Genomic DNA, 14,547 nt, shown 5'->3' on the forward strand with positions numbered 1-14,547 from the left:
CCGAGTCCCGTTCGACTCACGTGACGGGCCGTACGGATGCCGGCCCGTCATGCGCCGGCGGCGTCCTCGGCCTCCCAGCGCAGCAGGTCGCCCGGCTGGCACTCGAGCACCTCGCAGAGCGCGGCGAGCGTCGCGAACCGTACCGCCTTGGCGCGGCCGTTCTTCAGTACCGCCAGGTTGGCGGGAGTGATCCCCACGCGGTCCGCGAGCTCGCCCACGGACATCTTTCGCCTGGCCAGCATGACGTCGATGTCTACGGCGATCGGCATCAGATGACCTCGTCCAGCTCGGCCTGCATCTGCGACGCTTCGACGTCGCGCGCGACGGCCTGGGCGAGCAGCATCCGCAGCAGCAGCACGAGGAGCGCGACCCCCAGGATGGCCACGCCGACCCCGGCCATGATGACGGTGACGCCCGGGTCCTCCCGCTGGCCCGGCGCGTTGATGGCCGTGACCGTGAACCACACGAGGGCGGCCGCCACGATCGCGCCGATCACGATGTCCACGTACCGGAAGGCGGCGTGGGAGAAGACCGTTCCGCGTCGCACCATCGTCACCAGCCGCCATACGCAGACCAGGGCGACCTGGACCGACACCATGCCCAGCATGGTGACCACGCGCAGCGGGGTCAGCGGGAGCGACCCGTCCTCCGGGTCGTTCCCGCTGACCAACGCCCACAGCATCAATGCCTGCACGAACACGGTGCCTGCGAGCACCACCACGAGCACGGCCCGCAGCGCACCCACTGTCAGCTTTCCCATGACCCATCCTCACATCGAGTTACGATGGGAATCTATCGAATCTCGATAGGTCAAGCAAGAGCCCCGCAGAGTACGGGCGGGCGCGGCCCTCGATCCACCACCCCGGGTCACCCGTCGGCCCGCCAGGCGGGCTCGAGGCGGTCGAGCAGCAGCCGGAAGGCCACCGTCGCCCGGTCCCAGTCGCCGTCGGCGAGCGGCGCGTGGAGCAGCCCCAGGGTGGCGTGAACCAGGAGCGCGGCCTCGGCGCCGGCCCTTTCGTCGGACATTCCGAGACCGGCGAACGCGGGGGTGAGCAGGCGCCTCCACTCGGCGAGCACGTCGCGCATGACCGGTCCGTACCGGTCGGGGTTGAGCACGCTGGCCGTCATCACCTCGAAGGTGACGGGGAGGACGGCTCGACGCTCCGGAGCCGTGAACCGACCCCAGAGCCCTTCCATGACGAGCCGCATGCCCGCAGCGTCCGCGGGTGCGCCTGCGACGTCGATCACCTGCCGCATGAGCACCAGCGGCCTCCCCTCGTCCTGCGCGAGCGCCGCGGCGACCAGCCGATCTTTGCTCCCGAAGTAGTAGAGGAGCATGCGGTCGCTGGTGCCCAGCGCCTTGGCGAGTGGGCGGAGGGACAGGTCCGCCAGCCCGTTGCGGACCACGTAATCACGGACCCGACGCAGCAAGTCCTCCCGTTTGCCCAGGTCAGCCGCTCGCCCCACGTCAATCGCCCACCTTTGACCCAGTGCCCGAATCTGCCCATTTTTGCGAGGTATTTACTGTAGCAACCATTACATGTATATTTGTGGTTGTAGCGAGCGCTACATGAACACGGCCGGCGACGTCGGCACCACGGGGCGTAAGGCCTCCTCGAGCAACCGAACGGAGTGATCATCATGGCCGCCCAGGACGCCGGCCTCCGCGGAGCCCACAGGGGCGAGTGGTCCGGCGGGCTTCGCGCCTGCCGGCACGACTGCCGGGGCGGGTTTCATCTCCTGGCGGACTCCGCGTGCGGCGGTCAGTACGTGGACGGTCACGGCCACACGTCCTGGGTCGCACGGCAGATGGCACTGTGGTCGCGGACCCTCGCCCCGCACAGGGGCTCGACCGTGTGTGCCGGCATGTGGGACACGTCCTGGCCCGTGGCTCGTGAACCGTCCTCGGTCGGTCAGGCGCGGCGTGTCCTCACGGCCCAGCTGTCGTCCTGGGGACTCCACGAGGTGACCGACACCTACCGGCTCCTGGTCAGCGAACTGATCACCAATGCCCTGCGCCATGCCCACGGCCCCGTCCGGGTCAATCTGCGCGTGCACGGTTCCCTCCTGCGGTGCGAGGTGGAGGACGCCAGCCCGGTCTGTCCCGTCCCCCGCACCGCCGGCACCGACGCCGAAAGCGGACGCGGCATCGAACTCGTCGACGCCCTGGCCCAGGACTGGGGCAGTGATCGCACGAGCACCGGCAAGACGACGTGGTTCGAGCTGGCCATCCCCCACGCCGGGCACGGCCGGGCGTACCCGGCGCCGCCGATGTGACGGAGCTTCAGTGGGACTCCACCCAGCCGTGCCGGACGGCGTAACCGCCGAGCTGCATCCGGGTCCGCACTCCGGCGATGTCCATGAGGTGGCGCAGGCGGCGGTGCAGCGTGCGCGGTGACAGGCCGAGCTGTGCCGCGGCCGTCGGGTCGGTCAGGCCGGCCAGCAGGAGCGCGAGGATCCTTCGGTCGAGGTCGGTCGGGCCCTCCACACGGCGCTCGACGGTGGTTTCGGTTTCTGCTCCGGTGCCTGACAGCTCAAGTGGGTGGGCGGTGTGCCATATCGTCTCGAACAGCGCGTCCAAGGCATCCAACAGGCCGCTGCGGTGCAGCAGCACGGCGCCGGGCTCTCCGTCCGGTGTGACCGCGAGCGGGACGAGGCCGAGGTCGGCGTCGGCCAGTACGAGTTTCATGGGCAGCTGGTCGGCGACGCGCAGCTCTACGCCGTTGTGCAGTGAATGGATCGCATCGGTGACGATGCCGGGCTCTGCCAGCACGGCCCGGTCCAGTACCACCCGGAAGTGCACGCCGCGGCCGATGGCCACGGGTTCGGCCGTGTTCTCGACGGGCGGGACGGCGACGAACGGTGCGGTGATGAAGGTACGGATCTGCGTGCGGGCCGCCTGCTGCACCTGGAGGAAGCGGTGACGGATGGCGTCGACACCCGTGACGACCTCGATCAGATCGTTGATGCTGCTCCCGGTCATCGCCGCCCGGTGTTCCTCGGCGAAGGCCACCAGCGCCTGCTCGGCCATGCGCAGACCGTCCCGGCGCTGGCTGATGAGAGAGCCGAGCGCCATGGCCGGCGGCGCCGCGGTGAACCGCTCGTCCGCCGACCTCGTCACGAGTCCCCACTCGACCAGGCGGGACAGGGCCTTGTCCACGTCGGCTCGCGGTGCGACGAGCAGGTCCGAGAGGAGCGTCGCGGTGGAATTCGGCCGTCCGAGCAGCGTCCGGTAGACGCGCTCGTCTTGGGGTTCGAGGCCCAGAACATCCAGCATCGGCGACCGACTCCCTTCCGCTTGCCGCAGCGGGGAGAGTATGCGCCATGGCGGCAGACCCTGAAAAGTCCCTGCTGGGAGCAGGTGTGACGGGAAGGGTCCCGGGGAATCGCCTCCCCGGGACCCGCCGGTGCGGTTCATCGCAGGCCGTACGCCCTGATGATCTCGTTCTTGACGGAGAAGCCGCTGTCCGTCGCGGCGTTCGCCCGGACCGAGATGAAGCCGCCGGGCTTCTTCGGCGTCTTGAACGAGCCCGTCCAGTAGCCGCCGGTGCCCTTGTGCAGGGTCACCTTCTGCCAGGTGGCGCCGTCGTCGTACGAGACGTCCAGCTTCACCGTGGTGACGGTGCCCGGCACGGCGCCGAGGTCCATCGACACGGGCTTGAGCGCGATCTGCTGGTTCGCATCGGCCTTGACGTCGCCGTGCAGGTCCGACTCCAGCTTGTAGTCCAGGTTGAGGACCGAGAACCGCTCGAAGAACTCCGAGTCGACGGTGTCGGACATGAACGTCCACTCGGTGTGGGTGCGCGTCGACAGCCGGAAGACGTCACCGGGCCGCTCCGCGTCGAGGACGGCGCGGTAGGGCAGTCTGCCCGCCGGCACCTCGGTCCACTGCATGTCCGTGCTGTTCGGGTTGTCGTGGATCAGTCGGTCGCCCTGGAAGACCTGCAGGCGGGTCGGTGTCTCACCCCAGGGCAGGAAGCCGCCCAGCCGCATGTTGTCGCTGGCGGAGGCCCATGCCTGCACGTTCCAGGTCATGTAGTTCCCCCAGCGGGAGTTGTACACGCCGAAAGACTCGCCCTGGCCGGGCCGGGTCGCCGGAGCGAACCAGTCCAGACGGCTGGTGCTGCCCTTGGCGTACGTGTTGTCGCCCGAAACCATCACCCACGGCAGGGCTCCGTCGACGCCCTGCGCGTGGAACTCCCTCCAGACCTGGCCGGGTGTGACCCATTCGGTGCGGGTGCCCGGGTGCCACTCGCGCTCGGGGAAGTTGACCGACGGGCTGAGGGTGAAGTCGGAACGGTAACCTTCCGCCGCCCCGCCGTCCTTGGCCGCGTAGTAGCGGGCGTCGATCCGGGCGAGTTCGGCATGGGTCGGCTTGTAGACCAGGGCACGGTCCGGCACGTGGCCGGGGTAGTTCCGGGTCAGGTCGTAGACGAACGGCGTGTACTCGGTCTGCTTCACGGTCAGTTTGAGGATGCCGGCCTTGGCCATCGCGATGAGGGGCTTGCCCGCGTCGCGGTGGACGGTGGCGACCGGGATGGCCGACTCACCGACGTACTCCATCAGGGCGCCGGCACGGTCGTTGACCACGATCAGCGCCTTCGCGCCGGCCGCGACGGCGGCCTCGGTGCGCTCCTGCGGCGAGACCTTGTCGCTGCGCTCGATGACGACGACCTTGCCCTTGGCGCGCGCCTTCTCGTAGTCGCCGGCCGCGCCGGGGCCCGCGTAGGCCGCGTCCAGTCGGTCCGTGGCGGTGCCCACGGCGCTGCCCGCCTGCACCAGTGCCTCGAACGGGAGGTGGCCGCCCAGCGCGCTCAGGCTGAGCTGCGGCTCGCCCTTGCGCCAGCGGGTGGTCAGCAGGAACTCGCCCTGCTTCATCGGCTCCGTCGGCGCGACGTACACGTCGTCGTACGTCGGCGGCACCACGTACGCGCTGCGGAAGTCGGTGAAGGGGTCGAGGCCCTTGTAGTGGACGTTGAAGTCGACCTTGCGCTGGCGGTCGTCGGTGCGCTGCGGCGCCTCGGTCTGCAGCAGGCGTGCCTTGCGCGCGTCCAGCACCACGTTCGCGGAGCGGTCCTTGAGCAGGGTCTCCGGGTCGACCATGACGGCCAGACCCGAGCGGTCCGCCTTCTCGCCGGCCACGTCGAGGTACGCCGCGACGCTGTACTGGCCGGGGGCCATGCGCATGGTGGTCGAGCCGTCGACGTAGAGGTTCCAGGGCCAGAAGTCGCCGGCCAGGTTGACCGTGACCCATCCGGCGGCGGGCTTGCCGTCCCGGCCGACCAGCTTGATGTTCAGGTCGTAGCGCTCCTCCTCCTTGAGCAGCGCCACCGAGGTGCGGGTCACCGGCTTCCCGGTGGCCGCGTCGGTGCCCGTCACGTAGCCGACGTTCCGGCCGGCCGGGGCGGCTTGCGGGTCACCGGTCACCGGGACGGCGGCGGTGCCGCCCGCCGGGACGGTCACCGTGGTGGCTCCCAGCCGGAACGGGCCGCCCTCGCCGCTCAGCGCCAGGTTCAGCCTGACGTCGGTGGAGCCGGAGTTGGTGAAGGTCAGGTCCTTGGTGACGGCGACGTCGCTCGGCTCGTGCGGCCACGTGTAGTTGCCGAAGAAGAGCGATCCGGTGCCGCGGACCGTGGTGCGTACGGCGGCGGCCACGTCGAGACGGCCGGTGCCGACCTCGTACGGCGAGTACCGGTCGCCCAGCCCCTTCGCGGTGCTCATCAGGTGTTCCTTGAGCCGCGCGCCGGTCCAGTCCGGGTGCTGCTGGGCCAGGATCGCCGCTGCGCCGACCACGTGCGGGGTGGCCATCGAGGTGCCGCTGATGGTGCGGTACAGGCCCTCGCCGCCATCGGTCATCTCCTGCGAGCGCGCCGCGGTGATGTCCACGCCGGGCGCCGCGATGTCCGGCTTCATCCCGCCGGAGAAGGCCAGCGGGCCGGTGCTGGAGAAGGAGGCGAGCTGGTCCTGCTTGTCCGTGGCGGCCACGGTCAGCGCCGAGGCGGCCGCGCCCGGGGCGGAGATGCTCTCCGGGCCCGCGTTGCCGGCGGCGATGACGAACAGCGTGCCGTACTGCGCGGACAGCGCGTCGACCGTCAGCGACATCGGGTCGCTGCCGTCCGTCGGGTAGGAGTCGCCGAGGCTCATGTTGACGACGTCCGCACCCGACTCGGCGGCCCACTGCATGCCGGCCATGACCCAGGAGTCCTGGCCGGAGCCCTCCGCGCCGCCGAGCACCTTGCCGACGACCAGGTCGGCGCCGGGGGCGACGCCCTTGTTGGCACCGCCGGAGGCGGCGCCCGAGCCGACGATCGTACTGGCCACGTGGGTGCCGTGCCCGTTGACGTCGGTGACGGCCTCGCCCGGCACGAAGCTGGCCGTACCGTCGATCAGTCCGGCGAAGTCGGGGTGGTTGACGTCGATGCCGGTGTCGAGCACCGCGACCTTGACGCCCTTGCCGGTGTAGCCGGCCGCCCAGGCCTCGGGCGCGCCGATCAGCGGCACGCTCTCCTTCAGGCTGGCCTTCACGCGACCGTCGAGCCACAGCTTCGCCACGCCCGCGCCGAGCGTCGCGCTGCCCTGCGGCGCGACGTCGGTCCAGAAGGTGCGGGCCTGCCGCTTCTCGGTGGTGAGCGCGGCACCGCCGATGCCCTTGAGGTCGCGGGTCAGCTTGCTGCCCCGGGGGGCCGTCGGCTCCACGGCCGAGCGGGACTTCGACCCGGCGTACGTCGCGATCAGCGGCACCGCGGCCGACTTCGCGTCGTCGTAGCCCATCTCGATCAGATCGGTGACGTTGAACAGCCGCCGGTCCAGCTTGTCCGCGCCCAGCAGCGGCAGTGCCTCGTCCGGGATGACGAACAGGTCCCCCTTGATCTGCTGGACCTTCACGCCGCCGACGGCGTTCTTCGGCCGGTCGACATCGGCGGTCTGTTTTCCGTCGGCCATCGTGGTGACCGTGACGACATCGCCGGTGACCAGGGTGACCTTGTGGGTCGCCGAGGGCTTGGCGGGAACGGTGGGTTTGCTCGGAGCGGCTTGAGCGGGCGCTTGCAGGACTGCGAGCCCCGACGCCAGCAGCGGTACCACGGCGGTGGCCGATATCAGCTGCCAGCGCCTGCGTCGAAAGGCGGAAGCCTGAGAGGGGGAGGACATGCCAAGGGTCTATCGGCCCGGGAACGCCGACGTAAGACCTGATGACGGCAAGTCCTCGCCATGGCAAGGACTTGTCAGCCGTGAACCGCGCCGAGCGACCCGCGTACCGGTCCGTCACCAGAAATACCTGGTCAGACAGGCTTTTGATCTCTGTACCGGAGTAGAGTGGAGCTACCGGGAGTATTTCGGACATCGGATGCAACTCAGGTGTCGTTTCCGGCGATCAATACACCGGGCCGCCGAACTGCGGGCGGCCCGGGGACAGGTCTTCACCATGACGGTCACCATGGAACGCACGGCGGCTGTACCGCCTCTCGCCGCCGCTCCCCCGCTTCCCGCCCGCCTGACGCTCACGCCGGCGACCGCCCTTGCCGGGCAGCTGGACGGGGCCTGGTGGCCCCGGTCCCGCGACCTCGAGGCCGAGCTGCCCGCGCTGGTGGCCGCGCTCGACGAGCGCTGTGGACGCATCACGCGCGTCACCGTGAACCCGGCCCGCTGGCCGGTCATTCCGCGCAAGGTGCCCGCGGGCGGGCACCTCGTGCACGTGGGCTGGTTCGCCGAGCAGGACCCCGACAAGCTGATCCTGCTCTCCGGCACCGTCGGCCGCTGGGACTTGCTGGTCATCCCGCCCGAGACCGCCCCCGCCGCCGCGGCGCGCCTGATGGCGGCCGCCGCCGTCCCGGGCAGCGTGCTGACCGCCCGCGCGTTGATCGCCGCCGAAGGCGTCATCGGCCGCATGCCCGACCTCCGGGACCGGGAGGAGGCCTGGGAGAGCGAAGGCGGGGCGTGCATGTCCACCGTCGGGTTCCCTGCCAGACAACCGATCGGCCCGCTGTCCGCCGGCGCTTGGTGGTGAGCCCCGCGGACACCGCGGACACCGTGGTTGTCGGGCATCCGCTTCCGCGCCCGCGCACCGTCTCCGGGAACCTCCAGCAGGTCGGCCTGCGCACCGTCGCTGCCCAGGTCGAACGGCCCGGTCGCTCCGGCGGCCGTCAGCGCGTGCCGGCCCGCCCGTACGGCCAGGTCGACGGTGGCCTCGCCGTGGCGATGCGCCGGCTCGCCACGCCGATGCGTTCGCAGATCCACTCGTCGCCGAGGGAACGCCGTCCGCACAGCTCGGCGTTGGTCAGGACGCGCGGCGGTACCTACGCGCCGAGGCCGGCCAGGACCGATGTACGCATGTGACCGACCACCTCAGTCCGCCAGCCGCTTGGCGGCCCGGCGGACCCCTTCGGCGGCCTTCGCGCACCGTTCGGCGTGCCCGAGCAGGACCATCCGGAACCGTTCGCCCGCCTCGTCCTTGTTCCAGCCGCCGTTTCCGGCACAGGCCGCGAGGCTCTCCGCGTGCCGCTCCAGCCGGTCGGCGCTGGCGTGGGCCAGGGCGCCGTACGACGCCGGCGCGTACCCGTACGCCGCGACCGGCACGGCCGTCGCCATGCCGATCGTCACCCGCCCGTCGCCGGCCCTGGCGAAGCCGTCCTCCAGGTCTTCGAGCGCCACGAGCAGCGTCCGTGGGTCGAGCGTCTGCGGCAGCCGGTCCGCGGTGAACGCCGGGGCGATCAGCACCGGGCGGACCCGCGCCGTGACGACCCGTACGATCCCTTCGGCGACGAGCGCCGCGAACCGCGCGGCCGCGCACCCGCCCGGGGACCCGCACAGCGCCACGGGGCCGGGATCCGTGTCCGGGCCGACCGCCTCGTCCTCCCCGCGCAGCCAGCCGGGCGCCCGCAGGATCTCGGTCCCCGACGCGATCGCCAGGTCCTCCCAGACGAACGGCGCCCGCACCGGGTACACGGCGGCGGCCACGGGCGGAAAGCGGCGCAGCGCCTCGCCCACGGCGTCCCGCGGGGACACGGCCGCGCCCGCCGCGAGCAGGGCCAGCGCCTGGAGCGCGGTTCCGGCGGCGGCCTCGGAGACCAGGGCGAGGGTGTGCGCGAGGGCCGGGACCGCCACGTCGGGATCGATGCCCCGCGCCAACAGCCGTCCGGTCAGGGAAGCGGGGTCCGGGTCGGCGAGGTGCAACTCCAGCCGGCGGCGCAGGGCTGCGGACCCGGCCTCGTACGACCGGTCGCCCGCGGCCGCCGTCGCGACGGCCATCACCTCGCTCAGCAAGGTGTCCTCGACGGCCCCGGCCCCCGCCACCACGCGTCGGCTCAGCCTCAGCATGCCGCGGTACCACGCGTGCCATTCCAGGGTGCCGTCCCCGCGGCGGGCCTCGATCGCCCGGTCCACGTCCTCGGCCAGCAGGGCGTCCAGGTCGGTGGCCGGTTCGGTCTGTGCCGTCGCCGCGTCCCGGTCCAGGGGGGCGTGCGGCGACAGGCCGTACCAGCGCCCGCCCGCCGTGAGGCCGGCCGCCGGCCCCAGGGCCGCCGCCTCGTCGGCCCGGGTGAGCAGTCCTTGGGCGTCGGCGGTGGTCAACGGCACCAGGAAGGACCCGTACGGGGTGCGCAGCCGGACCGGGCGCCCGGACCGGGTGCGGCGCAGGTGCGCGAGCAGCAGGCGCGTCAGTCCGTCCCGGGTCAGCGCGTCCAGTCCCAGGGCGCGCGCCGGGGCATCCGTCCACGGCAGGCGCTGGGCGACCATGGCCGCGCTGAACACGGCGTTCTCCAAGGGCCAGGCCGTCGCGGGACGTCGCGCCGCCGTGGCCGGGCTGTCGGCAGTGGTCATCGGTCGGTCTCCCTCGTGGTCACTTGTCGCGGAGCATGTACGGCTGGTTGCCGACGACTTCGCCGTCGTAGGCGCTGATCAGCTTGTTGACCTGCTCCCGGTAGTGCGTGAACTCCCCGCGCAGCGCGTCGGAGTAGGCCTGCGGGGCGTGCGACAGCGGGTAGTCGTACGACTCGTCCAGCCAGCCCAGTTCGACCCAGCTCGCGGGGATGTCGTTGGGCGAGGCCGGTCCGCGCCCGTCCAGTCCGGGAATCACGTCGTGCTTGTTGACGAGGCTGACCACCTGCGTGGTGTGGTCGGCCGGCCGCTTGCCGTCGATCGGGGAGCCCACCGCGATCACGTGCGTGATCCGGTAGGTGGACGCCACCTCCACGTCCGTCGCGAGGTTCATCGCGGTCATCCCGCCCAGGCTGTGCCCGACGATCATGAGCTCGGACCCGGCCGGCACCCCGGCGCGCAGCAGCAGCTTCTTCGCGGCGCGCGTGTACGTGGTGTCCGTGCGCAGCAGCCCGTCGAAAGCGCCGACGAGGTCCTGCGGGGTGTTGTTGCGCAGCAGCCCGAAGCTGGTCCCGGGCAGCAGGAGCACGTGGCGTACGGCGCCGTCGGCGCACGCGACGCGGCGCAGCAGCACCAGGCCGTGGTTGCCGAGGGCCCCGATGTCGTTGACGTAGCTGACGATGTCGTTGTCCGAGGTGGCGAGGACCTTCGCCAGGATCGTGTCCGGCTCGGTGCGTTCGGCGCGGCCTGGCCCGGGGTTGAGGAACGCCAGCACGGAGCTCGGCAGCCCGAAGAGGGGATCGGTGGTCGGCACTCCGCCGGCGAGCGTCACCCAGGAGAAGTCGTCGTTGACCGGGTTCTCGTCGAGCATCCCGAGCAGGGCCAGCAGTTCCATGATCACGGGGCTGATCGTGGTGAGGGCGCGGGTCACGCCGTGCAGCTCGATCAGCGCGCGCATGGCCCGCAGGGCCTCCAGCCGGTTCCCGGCCACCATCGCGTCGGTGACGCGCCGGGCCGCCGGCGAGTCCAGGTTGGGGTGCCCGACGGCAGCCGCCTTGATCCGCAGGGCGAAGGCGTCCACGGCCATGGCCACCTTGGCGGGGCGCCGGTAGGCCATGCTCCCGGCCATCCGGGCCAGTTCGCCGACCAGGCCGCCGTTGGCGCCGAAGCCTAGACCTGACGGGCTGGTGAGCGCCTGGGCGCAGGCCACCGCCGTGCCGAGGGCCCAGCCGGGGCGTCGCAGGGCCTCGAGCCCGAACCGCCAGCTGAAGAGGGCTCCCGTGAGTTCGGCGCCGGACTGCTTGGCCGTCAGGGCCGCGTCCGCGAGCAGGACGGACGCGGCGATGAGGAGCTCGGCCTCGGTCCGTTCGGGAACCGCCGGAGCGGGGGCGGCCGCCGGGGCCGTGGGGTCCGTGGCGTCCGCGGATTCCGGCCCTTCGCCGGAGGCGTGCGGTTCCTCCCGCGCGGGGAAACGCCGATCCGTTTGCTCGACCACCCGAGGCGCCACTTTCCGTACCTCTCGTCCCTGCGCACCGGCCTCGCGGCCGTGCCCGCCCGTACCTGCTGTGTGCGGTGGCATCGTGGCACCGAATGTGATCATTTCCGCACCCTCGGGCGGCCGTCCGCGTGCGCCGAACCCTTCGCAGGGCAGCGCCGATTGCCCGCCGGAAGCCCTCCCGGGCCCGCAGCCACGGGGCACCCGCCGGTCCGCGAGCGGCCGGCCCGCCCACCGGGATTCGGCACGCCCCCAGGTATGAATCAGGGCCCCCGAGGTTGACCCGGGTCCGGCTTTACCCGCTTCAGCGGACGACGTCGAAGACGTTCTTCTGCAGGCCGTTCGCGTAGGCCTCGTGCTCGACGAGCTTCAGCTTCTGGGTGTCCTTGTCCGTGGCGCTGAAGAGGCGCTTGCCCGCGCCGAGCAGGAGCGGGAAGACGAGCAGGTGGTAGCGGTCGATCAGGCCGGCGTCCGAGAGGCTCTGGTTCAGGGTGGCGCTGCCGTGAACGATGATCGGGCCGCCCTCGGTCCGCTTCAGCGCGGCGACCTCGTCGAGCGTGCGCAGGATGGTGGTCTCGCCCCAGTTCGCGACCAGGTCGTCCTCGGTGAGGGTGGTGGAGACGACGTACTTCGGCATGACCTTGTAGCGGGCGAAGTCCGCCATGTCCGGCCACACCGGGCTGAACGCCTCGTAGCTGGTCCGGCCCATCATCATCGCGGCGGCTTCCTGCTGCTCCCGGCCCTTGATCTCGAACGCCTCGGGGAGGAAGTCGACGTCCTTGAAGGTCCATCCGGAGTTCCGGTAACCGGGCTCGCCGCCCGGAGCCTCCACGACGCCGTCGAGCGAGATGAAGGCGGTGCTGATCAGGGTGCGCATCTTGGTTCCTCGTTGTCTCGTGTCCGGTCTCGACTGTCCGGTTCTCGGTGGATACGGCCGGTGCGCGACCAGGTCAGAACACCACCCGCCACACACCCGCCATGATCTCTGACTGTGGATCGTGGAGAAACTCATCGGTCCTCACCCGTCACCGATGTCCGGCCTCGCTTGACTGGTGGACGGCGCGACGGGTAGGGAGAGGCTGTTCATTGCGCAAGGTGTGAAACGGGGGACATATGAAGCCGCTCGAAACGGGCGATCCCACCTCGCTCGGCGAGGGCCGCTACCGGCTGGTGGGACGGCTCGGCCAGGGGGGCATGGGCGTGGTCTACCTGGGCCGTTCCCAGTCCGGCCGTGCGGTCGCCGTCAAGGTCGTACGTCCCGAGTTGAGCACCGAGCCCGGGTTCAAGCGCCGGTTCGCCGACGAGGTCGCGGCCGCGCGGCGGGTCGGCGGCTTCCACACCGCGCCAGTGGTCGACGCCGACCCGGACGGGGAGCCGGCCTGGCTGGTGACGGCCTTCGTGCCCGGTCCCACCCTGCAAGCGGTACTCGCGCGCGTCGGATCGCTGCCTCCGGACACGCTCACCGTCCTGGCGGCCGGCCTGGCCGAGGCACTCGAGGCGATCCACCGGGCGGGGGTCATCCACCGCGATCTCAAGCCCGCGAACATCATCGTCGCGGAGGACGGGCCGCGTGTCATCGACTTCGGCATCGCGCGCGCCCTGGACGGAACGGCCCTGACACAGACCGGGCTGCAGGTCGGCACGCCGGGATTCCTGGCCCCCGAGCAGCTCACCGGCAGTGGCGCGGTCACCCCCGCGGTAGACATGTTCGCTCTGGGGGTGGTGCTCACCCAGGCGGCGGGCGGCGCCCCCTTCGGCGACGGCCCGTCCGCGGCCAGGCACTTCAAGGTGGTCTACGAGGAGCCGGACCTGACCGCGGTGCCCGGTGAACTCCGCGAGGCCATCGGCGCCTGCCTGTCCAAGGACCCGGCGGCGAGGCCCACCCCGGCTGCCTTCCTCGCCGCTCTCACCGTCCGCCACCCGGACGGTGGCTCCTGGCTGCCGGAGGCGGCCACGCAACTTCTCCCGCCCCCGGAACCGGCAGTGCCTCCCACCGCGCTGGACACCCCGCTGGACCTCCGGCAGGACTCCCCGGTACCGGACGCCGCCCCGCCCGTCGTCGCGGAGCCCCGTACGGAACAGCCGCACACCGTGACGGGACCCGCGGCGCGGCCCTCCCCCACCCCGGCGCAGGTGCCGCAGGCGGTTGCGGAGAGGCCCCGGCGTCGGCGCGCGGTGGTGGCGGCAGTGCTCGTGATGTCTCTCGCCGCCGTCGGCCTGTACGCGTGGCAGCACTGGTCCGGCTCCACCAAGGACAACGCCAAGCCCGGCGCGGTCACGCCCACCGGATCCGCCGCTGCCCCTACCCCTGCCTCGTTCCCGGCCGATCCCCTGCTGATCCGGCAGGACACCGCCCCGGGCTGGCCCGGGACGTGCCACAGCCTCATCTCCCGCCGGGACCCCGGAACGGAGAAGCCCGTGGGGCTGATCACCGGGGGCGCGGGCGCATGCGACACCCTGCCCCAGTGGTCCCCCGACCGCAGGTCGTTCGCGTTCACCCGCAGCACACCGGAGGGCACGGCCGTCTGGACCGCCAACGCCGACGGTTCGAACCTTCGGCGGATCACGTCCATCGCCGGCGGCAGGGTGTCGTGGTCGCCGGACGGCAGCCGGCTGGCCGTGCTCCGCAAGAAGGACGGTGTCCAGCAGCTGTTCGTGGTCGGTGTCGCCGACGGCACGGCTGTCCAGCTCACCTCGGGCGGGGGCCAGGTCGAGGATCCGGCGTGGTCGCCGGACGGCAAGAGCATCGCGGTCTGCCTGCAGACGGAACCCGAGAACTGGCAGATCCACCTGGTCGACCCCGCCGCCCCGAGCCGCGCCCCGCAGCAGGTGACCCGGCTGCCCCATCCGGCACTCGACCCGGTGTGGTCACCCGACGGCTCCACCTTCGCCTACACGGCGGGGACCTACGGCACGGGCACTCAGGGCGACATCCGCCTCGTGGACGCCGACGGCAGTGACGATCGTGAACTGGTCGCCACCGACGCCCACGAGATGGACCCCGCCTGGTCCGTCGACGGCACGTGGGTGGCCTTCGTCCGCGGCCCGTACGAGAAGCCCGTGATCTGGGCCGTGCGCGCGGACAAGACCGGCGAGCGTACGCTCACCACCGGCGGCGCCGCCGAGGGGCATCCCGCCTGGCGCTGACGGCGGAAGAGACCCCGGCCCGAGGCCTGGACGGCCTCCGGAGCCGGGGCACCGGCTGCTGAGGGACGCTCCCTTTCAGCCCCTGTCGGCCC

Annotated in this window: 12 protein-coding genes; 4 read left to right on the forward strand and 8 right to left on the reverse strand. The window is 71.7% G+C overall.

The window, feature by feature from the left end; genetic code table 11:
* Positions 1-47 precede the first annotated feature (47 nt).
* From AB0D29_RS14125 to AB0D29_RS14135, 3 genes are all read right to left on the reverse strand, one after another.
* On the reverse strand, positions 48-269 hold the full coding sequence (locus AB0D29_RS14125) for a helix-turn-helix transcriptional regulator (RefSeq protein WP_362854155.1): 222 nt from the start codon (positions 267-269) through the stop codon (positions 48-50).
* Positions 269-760 (reverse strand): DUF2975 domain-containing protein, encoded by a 492-nt coding sequence (locus tag AB0D29_RS14130; protein WP_362854157.1) that lies wholly within the window; start codon positions 758-760, stop codon positions 269-271. Before AB0D29_RS14130 ends, AB0D29_RS14125 begins: the two co-directional genes overlap by 1 nt.
* Before the next feature lie 107 nt (positions 761-867).
* Complete coding sequence (locus AB0D29_RS14135) at positions 868-1,467, reverse strand: TetR/AcrR family transcriptional regulator (protein WP_362854158.1); 600 nt, start codon at positions 1,465-1,467, stop codon at positions 868-870.
* Between the two features lie 420 nt (positions 1,468-1,887).
* Here AB0D29_RS14135 and AB0D29_RS14140 point away from each other — a divergent pair, with 420 nt between their 5' ends.
* Positions 1,888-2,277: an ATP-binding protein gene (locus AB0D29_RS14140; protein ID WP_362854160.1), complete on the forward strand. Its 390-nt coding sequence runs from the start codon at positions 1,888-1,890 to the stop codon at positions 2,275-2,277.
* 7 nt (positions 2,278-2,284) lie between these two features.
* On the opposite strand, the gene AB0D29_RS14145 is transcribed toward AB0D29_RS14140, so the two are convergent.
* Both AB0D29_RS14145 and AB0D29_RS14150 read right to left on the reverse strand, forming a co-directional pair.
* Entirely contained in the window at positions 2,285-3,277 is a 993-nt protein-coding gene (locus AB0D29_RS14145) for a helix-turn-helix domain-containing protein (RefSeq protein ID WP_362854161.1), read from the reverse strand.
* Positions 3,278-3,414: 137 nt separating this feature from the next.
* Positions 3,415-7,149 (reverse strand): S8 family serine peptidase, encoded by a 3,735-nt coding sequence (locus AB0D29_RS14150; RefSeq protein WP_362854163.1) that lies wholly within the window; start codon positions 7,147-7,149, stop codon positions 3,415-3,417.
* A 274-nt stretch (positions 7,150-7,423) separates the two neighbouring features.
* Here AB0D29_RS14150 and AB0D29_RS14155 point away from each other — a divergent pair, with 274 nt between their 5' ends.
* Both AB0D29_RS14155 and AB0D29_RS14160 read left to right on the forward strand, forming a co-directional pair.
* Positions 7,424-8,005: a DUF5994 family protein gene (locus AB0D29_RS14155; protein WP_362854164.1), complete on the forward strand. Its 582-nt coding sequence runs from the start codon at positions 7,424-7,426 to the stop codon at positions 8,003-8,005.
* Complete coding sequence (locus tag AB0D29_RS14160) at positions 8,002-8,334, forward strand: hypothetical protein (RefSeq protein ID WP_362854165.1); 333 nt, start codon at positions 8,002-8,004, stop codon at positions 8,332-8,334. The genes AB0D29_RS14155 and AB0D29_RS14160 overlap by 4 nt, the downstream gene beginning before the upstream one ends.
* Before the next feature lie 9 nt (positions 8,335-8,343).
* Here AB0D29_RS14160 and AB0D29_RS14165 read toward each other — a convergent pair whose 3' ends face one another.
* From AB0D29_RS14165 to AB0D29_RS14175, 3 genes are all read right to left on the reverse strand, one after another.
* Positions 8,344-9,816 carry a hypothetical protein gene (locus AB0D29_RS14165; RefSeq protein ID WP_362854166.1) on the reverse strand — a complete coding sequence of 491 codons (1,473 nt, stop codon included), beginning with the start codon at positions 9,814-9,816 and terminating at the stop codon, positions 8,344-8,346.
* 19 nt (positions 9,817-9,835) lie between these two features.
* Positions 9,836-11,308, reverse strand: coding sequence for a hypothetical protein (locus AB0D29_RS14170; RefSeq protein ID WP_362854167.1), 1,473 nt, complete (start codon positions 11,306-11,308; stop codon positions 9,836-9,838).
* A gap of 304 nt (positions 11,309-11,612) precedes the next feature.
* Entirely contained in the window at positions 11,613-12,185 is a 573-nt protein-coding gene (locus tag AB0D29_RS14175; RefSeq protein WP_362854169.1) for a dihydrofolate reductase family protein, read from the reverse strand.
* 236 nt (positions 12,186-12,421) lie between these two features.
* On the opposite strand from AB0D29_RS14175, the gene AB0D29_RS14180 reads away from it, so the two are divergent.
* Complete coding sequence (locus AB0D29_RS14180) at positions 12,422-14,455, forward strand: protein kinase (protein WP_362854171.1); 2,034 nt, start codon at positions 12,422-12,424, stop codon at positions 14,453-14,455.
* Positions 14,456-14,547: the final 92 nt, after the last annotated feature.

Origin of the sequence: Streptomyces sp. NPDC048424 (assembly GCF_040651555.1) — a bacterium.
Lineage (GTDB): Bacteria > Actinomycetota > Actinomycetes > Streptomycetales > Streptomycetaceae > Streptomyces.